This is a genomic window from Myxococcus sp. CA039A, assembly GCF_013336645.1.
Lineage (GTDB): Bacteria > Myxococcota > Myxococcia > Myxococcales > Myxococcaceae > Myxococcus > Myxococcus llanfairpwllgwyngyllgogerychwyrndrobwllllantysiliogogogochensis.
In genome coordinates this window covers 25,399-46,247 of sequence record NZ_JABUMQ010000031.1, presented here as the reverse complement: position 1 = coordinate 46,247, position 20,849 = coordinate 25,399, and the positions used below count along the sequence as shown (strand labels likewise).

At 69.8% G+C, this 20,849-nt stretch carries 18 protein-coding genes; 13 read left to right on the top strand and 5 right to left on the bottom strand.

Going from position 1 to position 20,849, the window contains the following annotated elements:
* Window positions 1-249: 249 nt before the first annotated feature.
* Both HR086_RS07665 and HR086_RS07660 read left to right on the top strand, forming a co-directional pair.
* Window positions 250-1,815 carry a hypothetical protein gene (locus HR086_RS07665; RefSeq protein ID WP_174460334.1) on the top strand — a complete coding sequence of 522 codons (1,566 nt, stop codon included), beginning with the start codon at window positions 250-252 and terminating at the stop codon, window positions 1,813-1,815.
* A 183-nt stretch (window positions 1,816-1,998) separates the two neighbouring features.
* A complete protein-coding gene (locus tag HR086_RS07660) occupies window positions 1,999-4,041 on the top strand; it encodes a PilZ domain-containing protein (protein WP_174465252.1) in 2,043 nt (680 codons plus the stop codon).
* 109 nt (window positions 4,042-4,150) lie between these two features.
* Here the strand turns inward: HR086_RS07660 and HR086_RS07655 are convergent, their stop codons facing one another.
* Together HR086_RS07655 and HR086_RS07650 are read right to left on the bottom strand one after the other, a co-directional pair.
* Window positions 4,151-7,114, bottom strand: coding sequence for a M36 family metallopeptidase (locus HR086_RS07655; protein WP_254626233.1), 2,964 nt, complete (start codon window positions 7,112-7,114; stop codon window positions 4,151-4,153).
* Between the two features lie 378 nt (window positions 7,115-7,492).
* Window positions 7,493-8,476: an NYN domain-containing protein gene (locus HR086_RS07650; protein ID WP_141641853.1), complete on the bottom strand. Its 984-nt coding sequence runs from the start codon at window positions 8,474-8,476 to the stop codon at window positions 7,493-7,495.
* Between the two features lie 289 nt (window positions 8,477-8,765).
* Here HR086_RS07650 and HR086_RS07645 point away from each other — a divergent pair, with 289 nt between their 5' ends.
* Window positions 8,766-9,251 carry a hypothetical protein gene (locus HR086_RS07645; protein ID WP_174456065.1) on the top strand — a complete coding sequence of 162 codons (486 nt, stop codon included), beginning with the start codon at window positions 8,766-8,768 and terminating at the stop codon, window positions 9,249-9,251.
* Window positions 9,252-9,329: 78 nt separating this feature from the next.
* Here HR086_RS07645 and fba read toward each other — a convergent pair whose 3' ends face one another.
* Complete coding sequence (fba, locus tag HR086_RS07640; protein ID WP_174456064.1) at window positions 9,330-10,424, bottom strand: class II fructose-bisphosphate aldolase; 1,095 nt, start codon at window positions 10,422-10,424, stop codon at window positions 9,330-9,332.
* Window positions 10,425-10,536: 112 nt separating this feature from the next.
* Window positions 10,537-11,313, bottom strand: a complete 777-nt coding sequence (locus HR086_RS07635; RefSeq protein ID WP_174460332.1) for an HAD family phosphatase — start codon at window positions 11,311-11,313, stop codon at window positions 10,537-10,539.
* A gap of 144 nt (window positions 11,314-11,457) precedes the next feature.
* Here HR086_RS07635 and HR086_RS07630 point away from each other — a divergent pair, with 144 nt between their 5' ends.
* Genes HR086_RS07630 through HR086_RS07605 form a run of 6 tightly spaced genes read left to right on the top strand, consistent with a single transcriptional unit; the run spans window position 11,458 to window position 17,430 of the window.
* A complete protein-coding gene (locus tag HR086_RS07630; protein ID WP_217439248.1) occupies window positions 11,458-12,771 on the top strand; it encodes an aspartate aminotransferase family protein in 1,314 nt (437 codons plus the stop codon).
* Window positions 12,772-12,793: 22 nt separating this feature from the next.
* Window positions 12,794-13,831: a zinc-binding dehydrogenase gene (locus HR086_RS07625; RefSeq protein ID WP_174465251.1), complete on the top strand. Its 1,038-nt coding sequence runs from the start codon at window positions 12,794-12,796 to the stop codon at window positions 13,829-13,831.
* An 18-nt stretch (window positions 13,832-13,849) separates the two neighbouring features.
* The gene (locus tag HR086_RS07620) at window positions 13,850-14,494 is read left to right on the top strand and encodes a hypothetical protein (protein WP_174456062.1); all 645 of its coding nucleotides are present in this window, start codon (window positions 13,850-13,852) and stop codon (window positions 14,492-14,494) included.
* 45 nt (window positions 14,495-14,539) lie between these two features.
* Window positions 14,540-15,478 (top strand): carbohydrate kinase family protein, encoded by a 939-nt coding sequence (locus tag HR086_RS07615; RefSeq protein ID WP_174465250.1) that lies wholly within the window; start codon window positions 14,540-14,542, stop codon window positions 15,476-15,478.
* 27 nt (window positions 15,479-15,505) lie between these two features.
* The gene (locus HR086_RS07610) at window positions 15,506-16,381 is read left to right on the top strand and encodes an SDR family oxidoreductase (protein ID WP_174456060.1); all 876 of its coding nucleotides are present in this window, start codon (window positions 15,506-15,508) and stop codon (window positions 16,379-16,381) included.
* On the top strand, window positions 16,378-17,430 hold the full coding sequence (locus tag HR086_RS07605) for a phosphotransferase (RefSeq protein WP_174465249.1): 1,053 nt from the start codon (window positions 16,378-16,380) through the stop codon (window positions 17,428-17,430). Before HR086_RS07610 ends, HR086_RS07605 begins: the two co-directional genes overlap by 4 nt.
* A 20-nt stretch (window positions 17,431-17,450) precedes the next feature.
* On the opposite strand, the gene HR086_RS07600 is transcribed toward HR086_RS07605, so the two are convergent.
* A complete protein-coding gene (locus tag HR086_RS07600) occupies window positions 17,451-18,203 on the bottom strand; it encodes a pyridoxine 5'-phosphate synthase (protein ID WP_174465248.1) in 753 nt (250 codons plus the stop codon).
* A 153-nt stretch (window positions 18,204-18,356) separates the two neighbouring features.
* Between HR086_RS07600 and HR086_RS07595 the strand changes: the two genes are divergently transcribed.
* The 4 genes from HR086_RS07595 to HR086_RS07580 all read left to right on the top strand — a co-directional run bounded on the left by HR086_RS07595 (window position 18,357) and on the right by HR086_RS07580 (window position 20,840).
* Entirely contained in the window at window positions 18,357-18,527 is a 171-nt protein-coding gene (locus HR086_RS07595; protein WP_174456057.1) for a hypothetical protein, read from the top strand.
* Window positions 18,528-18,641: 114 nt separating this feature from the next.
* Entirely contained in the window at window positions 18,642-19,463 is an 822-nt protein-coding gene (locus HR086_RS07590) for a hypothetical protein (protein ID WP_174465247.1), read from the top strand.
* A 5-nt stretch (window positions 19,464-19,468) separates the two neighbouring features.
* The gene (locus HR086_RS07585) at window positions 19,469-19,786 is read left to right on the top strand and encodes a hypothetical protein (RefSeq protein WP_174456055.1); all 318 of its coding nucleotides are present in this window, start codon (window positions 19,469-19,471) and stop codon (window positions 19,784-19,786) included.
* Complete coding sequence (locus HR086_RS07580; RefSeq protein WP_141641865.1) at window positions 19,779-20,840, top strand: hypothetical protein; 1,062 nt, start codon at window positions 19,779-19,781, stop codon at window positions 20,838-20,840. Before HR086_RS07585 ends, HR086_RS07580 begins: the two co-directional genes overlap by 8 nt.
* Window positions 20,841-20,849 lie beyond the last annotated feature (9 nt).

Below are 20,849 nucleotides of genomic sequence, written 5' to 3'. Positions count from 1 at the left end.
CACGTCAGATGAGTCGTACCGGGTTCGAGGGCGGCACTCTCGTGGGGGCCGGTCCGGTCCTGGCTCGAGGATGCAGATGCTTTGTCGAGAGGAGCAGTGCCAGACCGCAAGGCGGCACTCTCGTGGGGGCCAGCTACCGGACCGAGGAGGCAGATGCTCTCGTGAGAGAGCCTGTGCTGTCCCGAGAGGTACGACCCTCGCGCGAGGGGGGCCCTCGCTCGCGCGCCGGGCTGCACTACAGTGGGGCAAATGCGTGCCGCGTTCCGAGTCCTGACGCTCGCTCTGCTGTCGACGCTGCTCGCGTGCGAGAAGACGCCCGGTGGCGTCCATGTGGTGGTCGACGGTCCACTGACGCCTGTCGTGGACTTCGACCGTCTGTCCGTCATCGCCTCCCTTCCAGATGGCACGCCCCTCGCCGTGGCCACGCTGGAGGGCGCCGCACTCCGCCTCCCCGCCACCTTCAACTTCGAGTCCGGCCCCGCCACGCCGGAAGGCACCCGCGTCTTCGTGCGCGCCACCGCCGAGCGCTCCGGCATCATCCAGTCCACCGCCTCTGGCGAAGCCGCGCTCACTCCCGGCTCCGGCGCCAGGCTGTCGCTCACCCTGCCCGCCGTCCCCGAGCCGCCAGACGCCGGTCCTCCCGTGGAGTCCTGCGACAACGGCGTGGACGACGACGGTGACGGACTCGGTGACTGCGCCGACCCCGACTGTGTCGGCGCCAGCTGTCAGCCCGGAGGACTCGTCTGCGCGAACAGCGTGTGCGCCTGTCCCGGTGGCGTCACGGGCGTCATCACCGAACGCCCGGGCTTCGCGCGTCGCTCGGACCCCCTGGTCGTCGCTCCCTCCACGGGCCCCCATGCCGGAGCGCTGGTGATGCTGGGAGGCCGCGATGGCGCGGGCAAGCCCGTCTCCACCGTGGAGATCTTCTTCCCCGAAACCGGCCGCTTCATCGCGAGCGACCTCGCCGTGGGCCGCGCGGAGGCCGCCGCCCTGGTCCTGGATGACGGCGCGGTGGTGGTGCTCGGCGGCGTGCGCGAGGGAGATGTGCTCGAGCCGAGCGCCGAGTGGCTCGACACCGATGGCGGCACCACCCTCATCCCCTTCTCCCCACCCCTGGGCTTTCGCCGCGTGCTCGCGGGCCGGCTCGGAGCGGATGGGGTGATCGCCGGAGGAGAGCTCACCGCGGGGCTCGGCAGGCCCACGACGGACTCGGCGATCCGCATGACGCTGCGCGGCGAGAACGCGGGGGCCTGGGAGAGTCTGGGCAGGCTCTCCCTGAAATGCCCCACGGGAGGCGCGGTGCTGGGAGACGCCTTCGTGCTCGCGGGAGGCTGTACCAGCCTCACCCCCTCCGAGCGGACGGATGTCGTGGCACCCCCAGGACTGCTCGGCGCCGGGCCGCTCCTGCCCACCTCGCTGATGTCGCCCGCGGTGGTGGAGCTGAAGTCGGGACGGGCGCTCATCCTCGGCGGACGCGAAGGCGGCATCGTCCCGTCCTCGCGCGCATTCCTCCTGGAGCGGAATGCCGGGGTGGTGAGGGCGCGGGAGCTGTCCTCCATGGACGCACCTCGCGCCGCGCCGCGTGCGGTTCTCGCGGGCAACGGTTGGGTGTACGTCGAGGACAGGGAAGGGGCTTCTGCCGCATGGTTCGACCCCGCGTCGGAGCGCTTTACTCCTGCTGCGTCAATGTCGACGCCCCGTCTGGGCCATACCCTCGTGGGAGGCGCCGACGGACGCGTTTATGCCGTGGGTGGAAGCAGACCCGACGCCGGTCCGGACGGTCTGTCCTCGTTCATCGAGCCGCGCTGTCCTTGAATCCCAGGGGTGGCCCGCACCCAATGTGGTTCCGCCACGCCTGTACCGAGGAACAAGTTTCCAGCCTGTTGAGAATGGTCAGGCTATATGAACCCCGGTTCACCCTGGTGGTACCCATACCGGGGGACTGCTTCCTTTCGCCCGAAGTCGTACACTCGTCTCCATTCACACAACGGAGCTGGCATGCAGGCGGACACACGGGACGGGACGCGCGGCCGGGAGTCGGTGCTCGGCTACCGGGTGGGGACGGAGCTGACCGCGGTGGCTTCGTTCGGCAACAGCGACACGCCGGGCCGGCTGATTCAGCTCTCGCTGGAGCACCTGACGCTGCACCTGGACTCGAACGCGCTGCCGCGTCCGGGGCAGGCCGCGTCGGTGGTGCTGGGCCAGGGTGAGCGCTGGGTGACGTCGCTGGACGCGGAGGTGATGGAGGTGCGCGGCACAAGGCCGGAGGTCAGCCTTCGCTTCGTGTCGCCGCCGCTGGACGCGGGCCGTCGCATCGTCACGGTGCTGGAGGCGCTGCGCGACAACGGCCTCTTGTTGCCGCCGGAGACGCGGCCGGTGTGGAAGGAGCGCATCGACCGCAAGGAGCGCGTCGCGCGCATCTGCGAGGCGCTCGCGGGTCGTCAGGCGCGCGGCATGGCGCGCACCGCGGACGGGCAGAAGGTCTCCGTCACGGCGGTCTTCTTCGACGCGCTCAACAACCGCATGGGCTGGCGCTTCGATGGCCCCATGCTCCAGGGCCCCTTCGTGCTGGAGGCGTTCGGCTACAGCAGCGTGGTGCACCTGGACGTGAGCGAGGCGCGCGAGGAGGACGGCTGGGTGGTGATGCCGGTGCCCTCGGAGCTGGTGCGCTACCGCCACCGCTGGCTGCGTCGCGCGCCGCCGAGCAGCCCGTGCACGCTGTCCTTCAACCACCCCATGTGGCCGCAAGTGCATGTGAAGCGGCCCGTGCTCGACTTGTCCTACGAGGGCCTGGCCTTCATGACGGAGCCGGGCGAGGACCTGCTGTACCCGGGCCTGCGTCAGCCGGTGCTCGAGGTGGCCATGGAGGGCCTGGCGCCGGTGCGGCTTCGCGCGGAGGTGCGCAACATCTCCGGCACCGCGGCGGGACGTCGGTGCGGCATGTCCGTGCGGCCGCTGGACGCGGAGGGCGCTCGGGCGTGGCGCGCGCTGGTGGAGGCGCAGATGCACCCGTCCACCCGCGTGGAGGGCGACTGGGGCGACGCGACGTGGAAGCTCTTCCAGGGCTCCGGCTACTTCGGCCTGCCGGGCAAGTCGCCCGAGGACTTCGTGGAGGAGCGTCCCTGGTTCGACGCCACGCAGGAGCGGCTCGAAGGCCGCACCAAGCTGGGCTACCGGGTGGTGCGCCCGTCGGGTGACTCGCTGGAGGCCACGCTGTCGGTGGTGAAGCCGTACGAGGGGACGTGGATGGCGCATCAGCTCGCGCGCCAGGCCGTGCCCGGTCAGCGCTCCTCGGCGCGCGAGGCGCTGCGCGACATCTACCTGCGCGGCTACGAGCCCACGCAGGTGGACCCGGACGTGAAGTGGTTCATCGCCTTCTGCGAGGCGAACGTGCGCTGGGTGCGCTTCACCAAGTTCGACTTCGCCCACTGGTACGAGCACACCGGCCAGGCGTCCCTCACGCCCTTCCGGCTGATGGAGGCGGAGGTGGAGCGCCAGTGGGAGGTGCCCGCGGACGTCGACGTCGGAGTGCCCACCGACGCCGAGCGCGCGCGCTTCTTCCAGGAAGTGGAGCGCACCCGTCCGGTGGCCTACCGCGAGGCGCTCGATTTGGTGGAGGAGCGCTTCGACCTGTCGCGCGCGCGGACGAAGTGGGGCGAGGCGGGCCTGGGCCGTGAGCGCGAGCTGCGCGTGGCCCGTGTCGACGGCCGCGCGGTGGCGCTGGCGGTGCTGGAGTCCGCGCAGCCGGGCCTCAACCTCTTCAACGTGCTGGACGGCGTGCGCCTGTTCCCGCTGGTGGATGACGCGCTGCCGGAGGCGCAGCGGGCCATGCTGGCGCTCCTGGCGCACGCGGCGGAGTGGTACCGGCCGCGCGGCCGCCGCGTGTTCGTCCACTACGTGGAGTCCACGTGCGTGGAGTACGTCGAGCGCGCCGCCCTGGCCGACCTGGGCGAGGGCAAGCTGTGGATCATCTCCTCCGCCCTGCTGCCCGAGTTCCTGGAGCACCTGTGCGAGGCGACCACGCCCCGCGCCGCGTCCTGAGCGGGCCGACGGAACGCTGACCGCGGGCCTGGGTCGGCGGACATGAAAAGGCCGGGTGGCCCGAACGGCTCCACCCGGCCTCATTCATTTCAAGCGGCTGGCGAGGCGCCTACTGCTTCGCCACGCGCAGGTAGTACGTCACGCCGCCGATATCGCGGGTCTTCCCCTCGGCCGCCGGGTCTTCCAGCACCGCCGCGAAGTCGAACTGCTCGAAGTCCTCCGTCTGCTTGCCGGTGAACTCGTTGTCCTTGAACTCCAGGCCGACGTTGAACTCCTGCAGCGGCTGCAGGGGAATCTGGAACACCGCGCGGGTCGGGTCGGCGACGCGGAACTGCGTCTCACCCACGCGCTCGATGCCCTCGGCCTTGCCGCCGTTCTTCTCCCACAGCGCCGTCAGCTCCTGGCCCAGGTCCACGACGATGGTGCCGCGCCCGATGAACGGCCGCTTCACGTCCACGTTCAGCTCACGGAAGCGCACGTTGAACTGGCGCGCCTCGCGCAGCGTGTTGCGCAGGATGAACGTGGCGTTGGAGAAGCCGAACGGCACCATGTTCACCACGTTGGTGTTGCGCCAGATGATGTTGTTGTTCTGGCGGGTGTTGTAGTCCGGGTTGCCAATCTCCAACGTCGTCATCGGGTCGGCCGGCGTCACCAGCCGCGCCAGCAGGCAGTAGTGGCCCTGGACGGCCGGGTTCCACTCGACGACGACTTCGTCATCCGCGCCGCCCGGCAGGTACACCACCGTCGCCTGGCCCAGCTCCGTCCAACCGGCCGGCCACGAGGTGCTGGTGGCCGCGTTGGTGCCGTACACCTTCACCACCACGTTGTGCGCGGCCACCGTGCTGCGGTTGCGCACCTTCACGTGGACGTAGTTCGTCTGACCGAACTCCGGGTTCTCGTGCGGACCGTTGGTGGTCGAGTTGCGGACCCAGATGTCCTCGCTCTCCCACATGCCGTTGGACGCGGTGGCGGCATCCGGCTCGTTGCCCGTGTCCCACGGCTTGTCCTTGCCCCACACGTCCGTCTCGCAGGCGGCGGGCACGGCGAAGCCGTTGGTGGGCGAGGTGCTGTTGGCGGTGCCCGACACCGCGTTCGAGCCGAGTCCGAAGCCAGCGAAGGCAGTCCACAGCCGGCACACGTCCTCGCCGCCGTGCAGCGTCGTCGCCGCGGCGATGATGCCGTCGCGCACCTGGGTGAAGGTGGGGCTGCAGGGCGTGTTCTTCAGGCCCTCGGTCAGGTACAGCATCATGCGCTGGTTACCGGCGCTGCCCGTCGCGTTGTAGAGGTTGCTGTTGAAGCCCCAGCGGTCCACCAGGGCCCAGTACGCCTCCCACGCCGCCTGGGCGAAGACGGAGCCCACGCCGTGCGGAACGGCCATGCCGCTGATGCTCGCGTACGTCCAGTTGTTCACCGTCTGGTTCGTGCTGTAGCGCTTCGCGCGGATGCCCAGGCCGGTGGTGGGCTGGCCCAGCGCGTAGGTGCCCATGCCGCGCCCCTGGGGGCCCGTGTGCGTGGGGCGCGCGGTGTAGACGAGCGCGAGGAAGTCGCTGATGCCCTCGCCCGGCGCCTGGTTGTTGTTGAGGCAGGACACGTTGCTGGGGCCGCCGACGAGGCGGTTGGAGATGCCGTGGCCGGCCTCGTGGACGATGATGCCGCTGTCCAAATCACCATCCCGACCCGGGGAGGTGGTGGTCCACGTGTACATCTGCATGCGCGGACGCTGGCCATCCGGCGGGGTGTAGAAGTTGGCGTTGTTGACGTCCTCGCCGTCCTGCGCCTCGGCGCGCACGTAGTCGTTGCCCAGGCCGGGGTTGCCGTAGTTGTTGACCTGGAAGTTGCCGCCCGCCTCGTCGAAGCCGTACTGGTACTGGATGTCGTGGATGATGTTGTTCCAGTAGAACAGGTTGGTGACGGCTGCCGACGTGTACGCGCTCGGGCCGAGGCTCAAGTCCAACAGGAAGCTGCAGGTGAGCGCCGTCCCGCAGTCGGGCTCCACGGCGGGCGGCAGGTTGTTGTCGTCGATGTCGTCGTAGGCATGGACGTTGTTGCCGCGGTGGAGGGTGTACTCGGCGCCGACGACGCCGTCGGTGTCATGCCAGCCGAACGGCGACGCCGTGGTGTTGGCGGGATTGAGGAGGCTGAGCCGCGCGTCCATGGGCGGCAGCGGCGTGGTGTGGATGGGGCTCTCCACGGGGCGCGGATAGACGGAGTAGGCGTCCGAGGCAATCCAGTCGAAGCGCGTCCACACCTCGCCCGTGGTGGCGTCCACCGTGAGGTCGTAGACGTGCCGCCGGTCGGGCGTGTGTACCTGGAAGTTCCACACCAGCCGGGCGTCGCCCTGGTTGACGGGCAGCAGCGCCAACTGCGCTTCGATGGGCTCGGTGGACACACCGGACTGCTCCACGCGGGTGCGCTGGCGCGGGCCTGTGTCCTTCTCCAGCGCGCGAGGCGCCGTCAGCGGCTTCAGACCCAGGTGACGCGCGGCCCCGGAGACAGCGGCGGCGGCGTCCAGGCGGGGCTGGGTGCTCGGCACGGCGCGGGCCAGCGAGGGCAGGAAGTCGCTGTGCACGCTGACCACGCGGCCTTCGCCGTCCACGTTGATTTGCAGCTGGCCGTTGTAGAGCGGCAGGCCCTGGTGCGTCTGGCGCAGGTACAGGTGGGTGACACCGCTCTGCCGCGAGTAGACGCGGTCGGTGACCTCCAGGTTCGCCAGGTCCGTCAGCTCCAGGCCCAGGAGCTCCCGCTGCGACTGGACGAAGGAGAGGCCGATGGCGAGCGCGTCACCGCTGCTGCGGCCGGACAGCGCGCCCACCGGGTTGACGAGCGAGCGGACCAGGCCCGTGGAGGCGTCATGCTCCACGCGCAGCTCGGGCACGTCGCGGCGCAGCGAGGCTTCCCGGTCCTTCTGCAGCGCGCTCACGGCCTTCTTCACGCCGACGTTGTGGGCGATGCGGGCGTCGTGGTTGCGAGCGCCGTGAGAGTCCTGCACGACGGCGAAGGCGGAGGGAGCGCTCAGCGCTCCCATCAGCACCAACGCCTGGGTGAGGCGGCGGCGGAAATAACCCTGTGACATGTGTACTCCTGCTCTGGGGATGAAGCCGGCGGGGGGACAGAGAACCGGCTACCCCGCACAGAGCAGTGGACGTGCCAATGAAGTCTTCCGAGCAAGACTCGGAAGCGCTGTAGCGTCCGCCGTTACAACGGCGGGGCGCTTGTAGCGTCGCGTGTTACAGACGACGTCAGGAACGTCGCCGTAACTTCTTGGATTTCTTCAGCTCCTTGAAGAGCTCCTCGGAGACCTCAATCAGCCGCCGCTGGGTGAGCACGGGACAGTGCCAGTCCTGGGCCCGCATGTGCTCCAGCAGGTCCTGGGGCAGCGCGGGCCCGACCTTTGCCCTGGGCTCACGCCTCCCCGAGGTTTGACTCAGGGGAGGCGGAGCGGGAGCGACGACTAGAGCCCGTCGTCCTCTTCGGGGTCCGGGTACGACTCGAGCTCGTCTTCAGACTCTTCGGTGTTGCGGCCCCGGCCCTGCTTCTTGCCCTTGCCTTCGCTCTTGGCTTCGCTGCCACCCGCGAGGTCCGCGTCCGGACCGACGACGTACCACTGGCGGCCCTGCTGGATGCGGCGCAGCACGCCTTCCGTCTCCAGCGCGGCGAGCAGCTTGGCGAACGTGGGGAAGCCGTGCTCGCGCTCGTCGAAGTCCGGCTCCTTGCGGACGATGGTCTCCTTGATGAGCGAGGGATTGACCGGGCCGGTGGCGCGGGCAATCAGGTTCTGCACCACCTCGCGGGCAATCTCCGGGACCTCCGTCTTGGAGTGGCCCTTGCCACCCGAGGGCGCGGCCTTCTCCACCTCGGCCTTGCCGGCCTTGCCCGTCGCGTCGCGGCCATGGCGGCCCCGCTTGCCATGCCCCGCTTCCTCGGCCGCGGCGCCATGACGGCCCTTGTCGCCCTTCTCCGAGCGCTGGCGCGTGGTGCGCAGGTAGATGAACTCGTCGCACGCGTTGACGAAGAGGGGGGAGGTGGACTCCTTCACCGCCAACCCGATGACGGTGCGCCCGTTCTCACGCAGCTTGTAGGCGAGCGGGCAGAAGTCGCTGTCGCCGGAGGCGATGACGAACGTGTCGATGCTCTCGCGCGCGTAGCACAGCTCCAGCGCGTCGATGACCAGGCGCATGTCCGCGCCGTTCTTCCCCGCGCGGGTGGAGGGGGGCACGTCGATGAGCTCCACACCGAACCGGTGCAGGCCCATCTTCGCTTCGTTGAAGCGGGACCAGTCGCAGTAGGCGCGACGGAAGACCACCTTCCCCTTCTCCAGCAGCCGGTCGAGCGAGGGCTGGAGGTCGAAGTTGGAAGCGCTGATACCGGTGTTGGTGACGAGGTTCTCGAAGTCGAGAAAAAGGGCGATGCGGTGCTCGTTGGTGCGACCGTTCACGTGCGGCCTCTGCGATAGGCGCCGGTGTACGGCGCGATAGGGCGCCGATGTGCGGCGCGGATGGAGCCCCGGCGCTTCCTCCGTCAGGAGGGCGCCCGCCGGGCCCTGCGGGTGCACCCTAGCCTGTTCCCGGCCCCCTGGGGCGGTGGCGTTCGACGGCTGAACACTCGGCGGGAGCGGTGGCCCGCCTCGCTGGGAGGTGGCCGGGGCACGGTCCAGGCGTGAGCGTCACGTCGTGGCCTACCTTCGGGGGAGACGGGTCCAAGGACCCCCAGCCGGAGTACGAGTCATGACGCGAAAAACGATGTCCAGTCGGTGGAAGCGCATCGCCCTGGCCGCCCCGGTGTTGGCGGCACTGGCGGCGCCCACCGCGGGTCTGGCGAGGGACCCCCAGCAGAACACGGCGGAACAGGAGCAGTTGGAGATAGATTTGGACCGCACGGGCAACCTCGCCGGCAACGTCCCCCCGCTCAACGTGGGCGGCATGATTGGCGCCGACGTCACGCCCACCCAGGGCATGACCCGCATCGTCCAGGGGCCCGACGTGGACCTGACGCCAGACCCCAAGCGCACCCGTCAGATTGAGGGCGACGTCGTGGCGCTGGAGGGCAGCGTCCTCTACGTCCAACCCGACGAGGGCGCGGTGGTGCCCCTGAGCCTGGAGGCACTCAGGCTGAAGCAGACTCCCGAGGAGGGCCGGCGTGTGATTGCCGACTACCAGGTGGAGAACGAGACGCAGAACATGGCGACGGCGCTCGCGGGCGAGAAGAAGTGAGCCACGGTCGCCTCATGAAGCAGTTCGGGGGAGCCGCCACGGCAGGCGGTCCTCCCCCGAAGCTCCCGACGCGTTGAACTACTTCTTCTGGGCGCCGACGACGGTGTCGGGCCGCGCGTTCTCGCCGAACTTGCCGGCCGTGTAGTCGCGCGCCATCTGCTCCAGCGTGACGTGCGGCACCTTCTTCGCGTGGCCGGCCTGACCGAACTGCTTCATCCGCTCCTCGCAGATGGCCTGCATGGCCGCGCGCGCGGGCGTCAGGTAGTAGCGCGGGTCGAACTCCTCCGGCTTGGCGAAGAAGGCCTTGCGGATGGCGCCGGTGATGGCGAGCCGGTTGTCGGTGTCGACGTTGATTTTGCGCACGCCCGCGCGGATGCCGCGCTGAATCTCCTCCACCGGCACGCCGTAGGTCTCCTTGATGCGACCGCCGTTGGCGTTGATGATGTCGCACAGCTCCTTGGGCACGGAGCTGGAGCCGTGCATCACCAGGTGGCAGTTGGGGATCTTCTTGTGGATCTCCTCGATGCGGCTCATGGCGAGCACATCACCACTGGGCTTGCGGGAGAACTTGTAGGCGCCGTGGCTGGTGCCCATGGCGACGGCGAGCGCGTCGATGCCCGTGCGGTTGACGAAGTCCACCGCCTGGTCCGGGTCCGTGAGGAGCTGCTCCAGCGTGAGCTTGCCCTCGGCGCCGTGGCCGTCCTCCTTCTCGCCCATGCCGCTCTCGAGCGAGCCCAGCACGCCCAGCTCACCTTCCACCGACACGCCGAAGCGGTGGGCCACGTTGACGACTTCGCGCGTGACGGCGACGTTGTACTCGTAGGTGGAGGGCGACTTGCCGTCCTCTTCCAGCGAGCCGTCCATCATCACGCTGGTGAAGCCCATGCGGATGGCGCTGATGCAGGTCTCCGGCGAGTTGCCGTGGTCCTGGTGCATGACCACCGGAATCTCCGGGTAGAGCTCCACCGCGGCCTGCATCAGGTTCCGGAGGAACAAGTCATTGGTGTACTTCCGCGCCCCGCGCGACGCCTGGATGATGGCCGGGCTCTGGGTGGCGCGAGCGGCCTCCATGATGGCCTGGATCTGCTCCATGTTGTTGACGTTGAGCGCGGCGACCCCGAAGTTGTTGGCGGCGGCGTAGTCGAGCAGGGGACGCAGGGCGATGAGCGGCATGACTGTGTCTCTCCGTGGCGGTTGTTTCGAGTAAGTGCGGCGCCTGAGTTAGCACGGACGCGCCCGAGGGCGCCGCCAAAAGCTCGCCGGACGCGTTCCCCAGCCGACGCTGTCAGCGGGTGGTCACTGGGTGCAATTGGACCAGCGGGGGCAGGCGGTCCGCGCGCTCCAGCAGGCGGGGCTTGGGACGCACCGCGACAGGCACCCGGGACTCGGTGAGCAGCTCCAAATCGAACACGTTGTCCCCGAAGGCGGCATACAAGGGCCGCTCGGTGCGCGCCCTCAGACACGTCACCTTCCCGGGGCCGTAGGGGATGGGGGCGATGACGTCCGGCAGCACCGTGCCGCCCGAGGACTGGGGGGTGCTGGCGATGACGTGCTCGGAGGGGATGCCCACCACGCGCGCGGCGGCCTCCACGACGGCGAGCGGCGAGGCGCTCACCACGTAACAGGGGACGTCATTCTCACGGGCCCAGTCCACCACGCGGCGCACCTCCGGGTGGACGCGCTCGGCCACGCCGTGTGACTCCACCACGCCGCGAGCGAAGGCGCGCAGCTCCTCCACCTCCCAGCCGGCGAACAGCCACGTCGCCATCTCGCAGATGTCGTGCTCGGCGATGCGGCCGGCCTGGAAGGCGGTGAACAGCCTGCGGGCCAGCGTGCTGTTGCTGCCCTCCAGCTCCAGGCCGTGCGCGGCGGCCACCTGCTCCATCCGGGGGCGGGCCGCGTCGCGCACGGCGTCGCGCCCCGTCACGGCCATGAACAAGTCGTCCCCGACGTCACCGCTCCACAGCGTGCCGTCTCCGTCGAACGCCAGGAGGCCCCCCGGCGTGGCCCGCGCCTCGCGAGCGATGCGCTCCAGCGTCTGCTCCACGTGCTCCATCTTCATGGCGTGACATCCTGGCCGGACGCCTTCGCGTGGCCAACCCCCGTTGATTCACCGAAGGATTTTTCGAGGCTCCGTTCACTCTCCAGCAGCGCGGGGAATTGAAACGTCCAAGGGGGGACGTTTCACGCCGTTGGGGGAACACGCTTGTCCAATCTCAACCTGAAGGTCCTTTCTGGGGAAGGGCCGGATGTACGAGAGGGTGCGTCCGAAGTCGCGTCAGGAGGGGCTCGCTCGGGGGAGGAGTTCGTCCGGGGGCGGGGCATCCGGTTGATCCGCGAGGATGGCACGGCCTTCCTCGACGCGGCTTCCGGCACCTTCAACGTGCCTCTGGGGTACGACCATCCGGAGGTGACGAACGCCGTGATGGAGCAGCTGCGGCGCATGGCGCACGCCAGCTCTTCGCTGATGGCGGGGCAGGCGAAGCAGGTGCTCTCGGAGCTGCTCGCGCATGCGCCCGCGCACCTGACGGCCGGGTGGATGCGAGACATCACCGGCTCCACCGCCAACGAGTGCGCGGTGCAGGTGGCGCAGAAGGCCACGGGGAAGACGGACATCCTCAGCCTCTTTCTCTCCCACCATGGACAGACGCAGTTCACCACGGCGATTTCGGGCAACGCGTTTCGTCGCAAGGGCTTCCCGGAGTCGGTGTCACCGCACTCGGTGAAGGTGCCGGCGCCGTACTGTTATCGCTGCTTCTACAAGGCGAAGTACCCCGGCTGCGGGATGCTGTGCGTGGAGCGCATCAGCGACTTCGTCGAGTACGCGAGCAGCGGCTCGGTGGCGTGCATGCTGGTGGAGCCCGTGCTGGGAAACGGCGGCAACGTGGTGCCTCCCCCCGGCTACTTCCAGGCGCTCAACAAGCTCTGTGAAGAGAAGGGCATCCTCCTCATCGCGGACGAGGTGCAGACGGGGATGGGGCGCACCGGGCACCTGTTCGCTTCGGAGGCGCTCGGCTTCAAGCCGAACATCGTCACGCTGGCCAAGGGCCTGGGCGGCATCGGCATCCCCGTGGCGGCGGTGCTCTTCGAGGGCGCGCTGGATGTGATGGAGAGCCACGAGCACTCCTTCACCTCGGGGTGCAATCCGCTGGCGCTCACCGCGGCGTCCGCGACGTTGAAGGCGATGACGTCCGGCCACCTGCTGGCCAACGTGCGGCGCAACGGAATCGTGTTGGGAGAGCTGCTGGGGCAGCTCGCCACGCGCTACCCGTGCATCGGCGACGTGCGGGGCCTCGGGTACATGTGGGGCCTGGAAATCGTGCGCGCGGATGGCTCGCCGGACGTGGAGAAGACGCTGGCGCTCATTCGCGTGGCGGGTGAGCGACACCAACTGGTGCTGCGCGGCTCCCGCTACAGCTTCGGCAACGTGGTGAAGGTGCGGCCTCCGCTCATCGCGACGCAGGACGACCTGGAAGAAATCGTCGCGCGGCTGTCACGCGCGCTCGCGGACGTGGGCTGAGTCGGGACTCGAGGGGGAGCACATGAGGGCAGTGGTGTACACGACAGCCTGGGAGCTGGAGCTGCGCGAGCGTGCCGAGCCGTCCGCGCCCGTGCACGACGAGGTGATGGTGCGCGTTCGCGCCACCGGCATCTGCGGCACGGACCTGGGCATCATCGGCGGCGAGTACACGGCGAAGCCCGGTGTGGTGCTGGGCCACGAGTCCGCGGGCGAAGTCGTCGCCGTGGGCCCCTCCGTGCGCCATGTCCAGGTGGGGGACCGCGTCGTCATCGACCCGACCTTCCACTGCGGCCAGTGCCGGCTGTGCCGCACCGGACGGCAGAATCACTGCCAGCGCAAGGGTGAGACGGAGACGGGCGTCAGCGCCGACGGCACCATGGCGCCGCTGCACAAGACGACGGAGCGCTTCCTCTACACGCTGCCCGCGCACGTGGGCTTCGAGGAGGCCAGCCTCACCGAGCCGCTGAGCTGCGCCGTCACGGGCGCCAACCAGCTGCGCCTGCGTCCGTCGCTGCGCACGGTGGTGCTCGGCGGTGGGCCCATGGGCGTGTTGTACGCGTGGGTGCTGGCGGGCCTGGGGTTGACGGGCACGTTGGTGGAGCGCTCGGCCGCGCGGCGGGAGCTGTGCCGCGAAGTGGTGGACCGGCGCTGGACGGTGGCGGAGTCACTGGATGAGGTCTGCGCGCGCCACGCCTCGGATGCGACGCCGCTCGACGTGGTGGTGGACACCACGGGGCGACTGGCGGGTGAGGCGCTGACGAAGCTGTCTCGCGGCGGGCAGTTGTTGCTGGTGGGCCTCAAGCGACACGAGGTGGCGCTGGACGTGGGCGGCATCGCGGACCGCAGCCTGTCCGTGCAGGGCTCCATCGATTCGCTGGATGGCAGCTTCGCCACCGCGCTGCACCTCATCGCCTCGGGCGTGGTGCCCGCGCGCCGGCTGGTGTCGCACCGCCTGCCATTGGCGTCGTTCCGCGAGGGACTGGCGCTGGTGGGCTGTGACGTGGGCGCCCGGCGTCAGGGCCCTCCCGCCGGCGCGCTGAAGGTCGTCCTCCAACCCTGAAGCCCGAGCGAGGCGCACATGATTCACGGACTGCTGATTGAAGGCACGGACTACGCGGGCAAGACGACGGTGTGCAAGCTGTTGGGCGCGCGCCTGACGGCGGCGGGGCTGCCGGCGCGGCTGGGGCATTGCTACGTGTTCGACATGCCCATCCTCGACCACTTCCTGGCCGAGGCGAAGCGCACGCCGGACCTGCTTGAGATTGACTGGTTCTACTCGGCGAACATCCTGCTCGACCTGGCGCGCTGTCACCGCGGGTTGCCGTCGGGCTTCCTCGTCCAGGACAGACACTGGCTCAGCCAGGTGGGGCGCAACCGCTTCTTCCATCCGGATGTGTCGGGGCTGCCCAGCCAGCTCATCTGGGATGAGCACCTGCCGTTCGCGTTCAACTACTACCTGACGTCCACGCCGAAGGCGAAGCGGGAGCGGGCGCTGCTGCGTCCCTCCAAGTCGGTGCGTGACACGTACCTGCGCGACAACCCGGAGCGGCACCAGGCCTACGACGAGTACCTCGTGTCGCTGCTGCCCGCCGAGGAGCGCTGGACGGTGGTGGACACCAGCGAGCTGCGGCCGGAGCAGGTGGCGGAGCGCATCGCGACGGACGTGCTGCGCCGACTGCATGCGGAGGCCCCGGCGCAGGTGCGGCCGGTGGTGGCTCGCTAGGTGGCCAGGGCGGGGGAGCGGCGCAGCGCCAGGAAAGGGCAGGCAATGCAGGCACGGGAAGGCACCATGGAAGTGCTCGTCATCGGCAACAACACGGTGGACATCGTCTTCTCCACGCGCGACGCGCTGGTGACGGACGGCAAGGTGCAGGCGGACGGGCTGCGCTTCTTCGGAGGCGGGCAGGGCGCCAACGTCGCGGCGATGCTGGGCGCGCTGGGCGTGCGCACGCGCTACTTCGGCGTCTTCGGGGGCGGGGACTTCGGGCGGCTGGCGCGCGGCTCGCTGGTGGAGTCCGGCGTGGTGGTGGAGGGCAGCCTCACGGTGGCGGACTGTCCGCAGCACTCGGCCGCCATCATCGTGGACACCACGCACGGCACGCGCTCGCTGGTGATGCACAAGGACGCGCGGCTGCGCATGGACGGCATCCCCGCGGACGCCGCGCCGCTGGAGCAATGCGGGCTGGTGTACCTGGACGGGCACGAGCCCGCCTTCTCGCGGGCGCTGGCGAAGCGCGCGCGGGCCCAGGGACTGCCGGTGCTGGCGGACGCGGAGGTCGCGGAGGAGGCACGGCCGCTCTTGCCGTACCTCACGAGCCTGGTCGCGCCGGGCAAGGTGCTGCGCGAGCTGACGGGGGAGCGCGAGCTGTCCGCCGCCGCGCGCACGCTGCTGGCCGGGGGACTGCGCGTGGTGGTGGGGACGCTGGGCGCGGAGGGCTGCGAGGGGTGGACGGCGCAGGGTGAGCACCACCGCGTCGCGGCGGAGCGCTGCGAGGTGGTGGACACGACGGGAGCGGGGGACGCGTTCCACGCGGGCTACATCGCGGCGGTGCAGGCGGGGCATGGCTTTGGTGAGGCGCTGCGCTTCGCGACGAAGGTGGCGGCGGTGAAGTGCGCAGTCCCGGGGCCGCGCGCGGGAGTGGACCGGCTGGCGCTGCTGGGCGTGGGACTGGGCACGAGCGGGGGCGCGTCTCTGTCGCTGCTCTAGCGGCGGCGGGGACACGGGGGGCTGGCCATGAAGGTCATCGTCACGGGGGCGAGCGGATTTCTGGGGCGCAGGGTGATGCGCGCGCTGTTGATGGAGGGCGTCCAGGCCCAGGGGACCTGGAGCACGACGCCGCGCCAGGGGCTCATGCGCCTGGACATCACCGACGCACGCGCCGTGGACGCGGCCTTCGTGGAGGGCGGCTTCGACGTGTGCATCCACGCGGCGGCGCGCTGCAACCTGGACGACTGCGAGCGTCACCGGTCCGCCGCGACGAGCATCAACGTGGGAGGCACGGGCCACGTGGTGGAGGCGTGCCGACGCACGCGCACGCGGCTGCTCTACGTGTCCACCGACCATGTCTTCGATGGTGCCCCCGCCCGCACGTACGTGGAGACGGACGCACCCCGGCCGCTCCAGCACTACGGCGTCACCAAGCGCGAGGGGGAATTGCTGGCGCTGACGCTGGAGGACGCGCTGGTGCTGCGCGTGCCGTTGCTCTACGGCCTCACCGGCCCGGACGAGAAGTCCACCTTCGTCACGTCCACGCTGGAGCACTTGTCCACGGGCCTGCCCGTGTACGTGGACGGCGAGCAGGTGCGCTACCCGGTGCTGGTGGACGAGGTGGCGGGACTGCTGGCGCGGCTCGCGGGCGGCGGCGTGCGCGGCGTGCTGCACTTCAGTGGCGCCGAGGCCACCACCAAGTACGCGTGGGCGCGGCGGCTGGCCCATGCCTTCAACCTGGATGTGTCGCTGGTGCGCGCGCGCAAGGAGTCGTCGCTCGCGGTGCGGCCTCGGGACAACCGCCTGGTGTCCACGCGACTGACGGCGCTGGGACTGAAGACGCCGTTCTCTCTCTCCGAGGGACTGGATGTCCTCCGGCACCAGCGGGAGGCGGGCCTGTGAGCGGCGCGCGAGCCGAGGGCGACTGGCGCGGGGTGGTGCGCGACGTGCGCGTGTCGGGCAGTCGCGTCACCAAGCGCGCCACGCATGGGCGCGACAAGCTGCTGCGTGAGGTGGCGTGGCTGCGCGAGCTGCCTCCGCGCGCGGCGGAGCGTTTCCCTCGAGTGCTGGAGGTGCGCACCGGCGGGGACTGGGCCGAATACGACATGGACTTCTGTCCGTGGCCGGAGTTGTCGCGCGTGCTGGTGGACGGCACGCTGACGGTGGGCGAGGCCGTGAGCGGCACCCGGAGCATCGTGTCCTTCGCCTTCGACACGCTCTATGCGGACCACCACCGTCCCGCACCCGAGGGCTTCTTCCACGCCAACTACGTGGACAAGTACTGGCGTCGCGCGAGCGCGGGCCGGGGGCTGTCCGCGCGCTTCGACCGGCTGTGCGCCGCGGGGAGCCTGGACCTCAACGGCCGGCTTCACCGGAGCGCGGCCGAGCTGGTGCGTGAGCTGGAGCGAGACACGGCGCTGCTCGCGCGCTTGCACCCGCCCGGGGTGGGGCGGTTCCACGGCGACTTCAAGTTCGACAACGTCCTGCTGGAGCCGGCCACGGGTCGCTTCCTGTTGTTGGACCCGAGAGGCTCGACCGCCACGGGGGACTCCGACAGCGACTACCTGGAGGACCTGGCCAAGCTGCGCACGTGTACGAGCGGCCTCTACGATTTGGCGCGCGCCGGAGCGGCCCGGGTGTCCGAGGAGGAAGGGCGCCTGTCGTGGGAGTGGGCCTTGTGGGCGCGTCCCGCCCTGGAGCGCTTCGCCGCGCTGGATGTGTGGCTGGGTGAAGAGCTGCCCGCGCGGGCACTGGCGCGAGGGGACACGGATTGGCGCGTGCGGTGGGACTTCGTCACGCCGCTGCTGCTTTTGGCCAACGCGCCGTTCCAACTGGCGCCGGTGACTCCTCGCACCGAGGACATCGCGCTGGTGCTGCATGCCACGGGTGTGCGGCTGCTCGCGGAGGCGCTGGAGCGTCACGGCACCCGGGGCGCGGAGGTGTCGCGATGACGCGCGCCGCGAAGAAGCCCTCAGTCCCGCGAGGCCGCGTGGAGGAAGCCGGGCAGCACCGCCCGCAGGCCCGCGATGACGGCGGCGGCCACGAAGGCGTGTCCCACGGAGACGAGCGTGGGGCGCACGGCGCGAATCAGCGGAGACAGGTGGCGGCGGTCCAGGTCATGCGCGGCATTGACGTCCAGGCCGTGCTCGCGTGCGCGGTCCGCGGCGCGCGACAGGGCCTCCAGCGCACGCTCCTGCGTGGGTGTGCCGAAGCCCTCCACATAGTCGCGACAGTTCAGTTCCACGGCGGCGACGCCGGCACGCGCGACCAGGTCCACGGCCTCTGGCTCCGGGTCCACGAACACGGAGATGCGCGTGCGGCCTCTCAGCGTCTGGGCCCAGTGCGCCAGCCGAGGCTGGTCGTCCTCGGGGCGCCACCCGCGCTGGGTGGTGAGGTGCTGGGCCTCGAAGGGTGTCACCACCCAGCAGCCGACGCCGGGGGTGCGCTCCAGCAGCGCGCCGAGGTCCTCGCGCAGGTCTCCTCCGACATGCAGCGTGGCGTGGCCGTCGCGCACGGCGTCCAGGGCGGCGAGCGCGGTGATGTCATGGGGCTTCACGTGCCGGTGGTCGGACCACTGGTGGACCATCAGCGCGCGGCAGCCGCCTTCGATGAGCGTGCGCGCGGCCTCCGTCAAATCAGGCACGGCGCCGCCGCGCGACGAGCGCAGCAGGGCGACCTTGTTGAGACCCACGCGCAGCAGGGGTGTCGGCACAGGGGCACGCATCGACGGACCTCCGGGTTCCAGGGGCCCATCCTCGCATGGCCGCCGTGTCGTGTGTCTCCCACGTCTCTTCCGATTCAAGCGGCCCGAGTCCTGGCCGCGCCAGGTGCAGCACGCAGCACGTAGTGAAACGCAGACACCTCAAGGAGCAACACCATGAACAAGCCCCGTAGCGTTGCCATCAAGCTGTCCGCCGACACCATGAAGTGCGTCGTCGGTGGTTCCATCTCCACCATCCCGGGTCCCGTCGTCACGCTGCCCGGCCCCATCGTCACGCTGCCCGGTCCCATCGTCATCGGGCCGGGCCGCGTCTTCCCGGTGCTGTGATTGCCGGGTGAAGGCTGACCGCGTGAGCCGTTGAGGCTCATGCAGGGGAGGCGCGGGCCACTGAACCCGGCTCGCGCCTTCCTTCCTCTTCTCGCTTCTGGTGTCGCCGCCCTCATGACTCAGCCCTCGCGTGACGAACTGATGAACCTGCTTGGCGTGGACCTTGGCCACCTGCTGGCGCTGGAGTCGCTGACGCCCGCAATCGAGGCCGCCGTGTTCCTGTCCGGCTCCCTGGTGGAGGGCATGGGCAATGCCTTCTCCGACATCGACGTGTTCGTCGTCGGCGGAGGCGAACCGACGGGCACCAGCCTGCACAAGGCCGGGGACGCGCTCTTCTCCGTGCACATGCTCGGCAAGCGCCGCGTGGACTTCGAGTACTGGAGCGAGGCGTCGGTGGAGGTGCTCGCCGCGAAGCTCGCCGCGTTGGACCTGAAAGAAGGCGGGCGGGACAACGTGATGATGGAGCGGCGGATGACGGAGGACGAAATCGTCTTCCTGCACCGCGTGCGCACGGGGGTGGCGCTGATGCATGACGGCCGGCTGGACAGGCTGCGCTCGCGCTTCGACTTCCGTCGCCTGTCGCGGTGGCTCTTGGAGGTGAAGATTCGCGAGGTCGACGACGCGCTCGAGGACCTCTACGGGATGATGGAGCAGCCGGACGTGGCGCTGATGCGCGCGCGGGAGTTGCTCAACTCCACCTGCGACGCCTTCTGTCACTACCGGGGTAGCACGAACATCCGGCGCAAGTGGCGCACGCGCATCCTGGGGCAGCTCGTCGCGAGTGGGGACGAAGAGGCGCGCAAGTTCGAGCAGCGCTTCTGGGAGCTCCAGTTCCCGGATGGCGCGCGGCTGCGTCAGCGTCCGGAGGATTTGAAGACCTATCTGGAGACATGCATCCGGCTGTGCAACCAGCTCACGGATGTCATCGAGGAATGAGCGCCATGGATTTGGACACGCTCGTTCCCGTCACACACCTGCGTGTGCGGCGCCGTCGAGCCGAGGGGCAGGTGCACCTCATCCTCGACAACTACTACTTCGATTTGGACGAAGGCACCGACGCCGTCTGGCGCGCCTGTGACGGCGTGAGGACGGTGGCCCAGGTGGCGGAGGCGCTGCACAGCGAGCGGGGCTGGGCGCTGGAGCTGGCCCGGTCCATCACCCGCGACACGCTGAGTGCCTTCGCCGAGCAGGAGCTCGTCTCGCTCGTCGCCCACCCTTCCACAAGCAACCCATCCGCAGGCGGTGAAACCCATGAGTGACAACAACGGCCACCTTCCCATCATCGGACGTGCCTGGCATCCCTCTACCCGTGAGCCGGGGCCGCTCTTGCCGGCGACTCGACTTGCCCTGGCGAACTGGGTGCGCCCGGAGGGACTGGCGCGGCGCGAGCTGGTGCTCGGCGCGGCGGAGGGTGAGCCCTGGGAGGTGATGACCATCGACAGCGAGAGCGCCGACCAGGCGTGGCGCGTGATTCAGTTGTTGGATGGCAAGCGGACCCTGGCGGACATCGCGAAGGAGACGCGGCTGGGGCTTGAGCTGGTGTCGTCGGTGGCGCAGGACCTGTATCACCGCGCGGTGCTGGTGCAGACGAGCGGGCTGGAGGTGGATGCGCTGACGTACTACGAGCACCTGCGCTCGCTGGCGGGCATCGCGCAGCAGCGCTGGGGGCCGTCGTCGATGCTGCGTCGGTTCTGGACGGGGCCGGTGTCGCGGCGTCTGGCGGTGGGCTACCTGCTGGAGAACTACCACTTCGCGGCGGCGGCCTCGTCGCATCAGAGCGCGGCGGTGGCGTCGCAGCCGACGGAGCGGCTGAAGACCATCCTGAGCGAGCACCTGTCGTTCGAGTACTGGCACCACGCGTGGTTGAAGCGCGGGTTGCTCGCGGCGGGGTTGACGGAGGCGGACCTGGAGCGCGCGTCGCCGCTCATCGCGATGCAGGCGCTCATCAACCACCTGCGCTGGCTGGGGATGGCGGACCCGCTGTCGTATTCGGCCTGCATCGGCGTGGGTGAGGGAGACCCGACGGCGCTGGCCACGGTGGGGAAGTTCTGGGAGCGCTTCACGGAGCACGCGGTGTTGCCGGTGGAGGCGTTCGGGCCGTTCAGGGACCACGACGTGGGGGATTGCAGCGACGACCATGACCAGTTCGGTCGCGAGCCCTTCGCGGACGCGGGCCCTCTCACCGCGGCGGACCAGGCGCGCATCCGGCGACGGCTCATCACCTTCTGCCGGCTGACGATGGCCTATCACCGCGAGCTGCTCGACTTCTACGGCCCGGAGGAAGGGCCGACGGTCTTCACCGTGGAGGACTGAGTCCACCCG

Excerpts from the sequence above, each read along its gene's own strand:
- HR086_RS07665 (WP_174460334.1), top strand. The coding sequence starts at position 250 with ATGCGTGCCGCGTTCCGAGTCCTGACGCTCGCTCTGCTGTCGACGCTG.
- HR086_RS07660 (WP_174465252.1), top strand. The coding sequence starts at position 1,999 with ATGCAGGCGGACACACGGGACGGGACGCGCGGCCGGGAGTCGGTGCTC.
- HR086_RS07655 (WP_254626233.1), bottom strand. The coding sequence starts at position 7,114 with ATGTCACAGGGTTATTTCCGCCGCCGCCTCACCCAGGCGTTGGTGCTG.
- HR086_RS07645 (WP_174456065.1), top strand. The coding sequence starts at position 8,766 with ATGACGCGAAAAACGATGTCCAGTCGGTGGAAGCGCATCGCCCTGGCC.
- fba (WP_174456064.1), bottom strand. The coding sequence starts at position 10,424 with ATGCCGCTCATCGCCCTGCGTCCCCTGCTCGACTACGCCGCCGCCAAC.
- HR086_RS07635 (WP_174460332.1), bottom strand. The coding sequence starts at position 11,313 with ATGAAGATGGAGCACGTGGAGCAGACGCTGGAGCGCATCGCTCGCGAG.
- HR086_RS07625 (WP_174465251.1), top strand. The coding sequence starts at position 12,794 with ATGAGGGCAGTGGTGTACACGACAGCCTGGGAGCTGGAGCTGCGCGAG.
- HR086_RS07620 (WP_174456062.1), top strand. The coding sequence starts at position 13,850 with ATGATTCACGGACTGCTGATTGAAGGCACGGACTACGCGGGCAAGACG.
- HR086_RS07615 (WP_174465250.1), top strand. The coding sequence starts at position 14,540 with ATGCAGGCACGGGAAGGCACCATGGAAGTGCTCGTCATCGGCAACAAC.
- HR086_RS07610 (WP_174456060.1), top strand. The coding sequence starts at position 15,506 with ATGAAGGTCATCGTCACGGGGGCGAGCGGATTTCTGGGGCGCAGGGTG.
- HR086_RS07600 (WP_174465248.1), bottom strand. The coding sequence starts at position 18,203 with ATGCGTGCCCCTGTGCCGACACCCCTGCTGCGCGTGGGTCTCAACAAG.
- HR086_RS07595 (WP_174456057.1), top strand. The coding sequence starts at position 18,357 with ATGAACAAGCCCCGTAGCGTTGCCATCAAGCTGTCCGCCGACACCATG.
- HR086_RS07590 (WP_174465247.1), top strand. The coding sequence starts at position 18,642 with ATGACTCAGCCCTCGCGTGACGAACTGATGAACCTGCTTGGCGTGGAC.
- HR086_RS07585 (WP_174456055.1), top strand. The coding sequence starts at position 19,469 with ATGGATTTGGACACGCTCGTTCCCGTCACACACCTGCGTGTGCGGCGC.
- HR086_RS07580 (WP_141641865.1), top strand. The coding sequence starts at position 19,779 with ATGAGTGACAACAACGGCCACCTTCCCATCATCGGACGTGCCTGGCAT.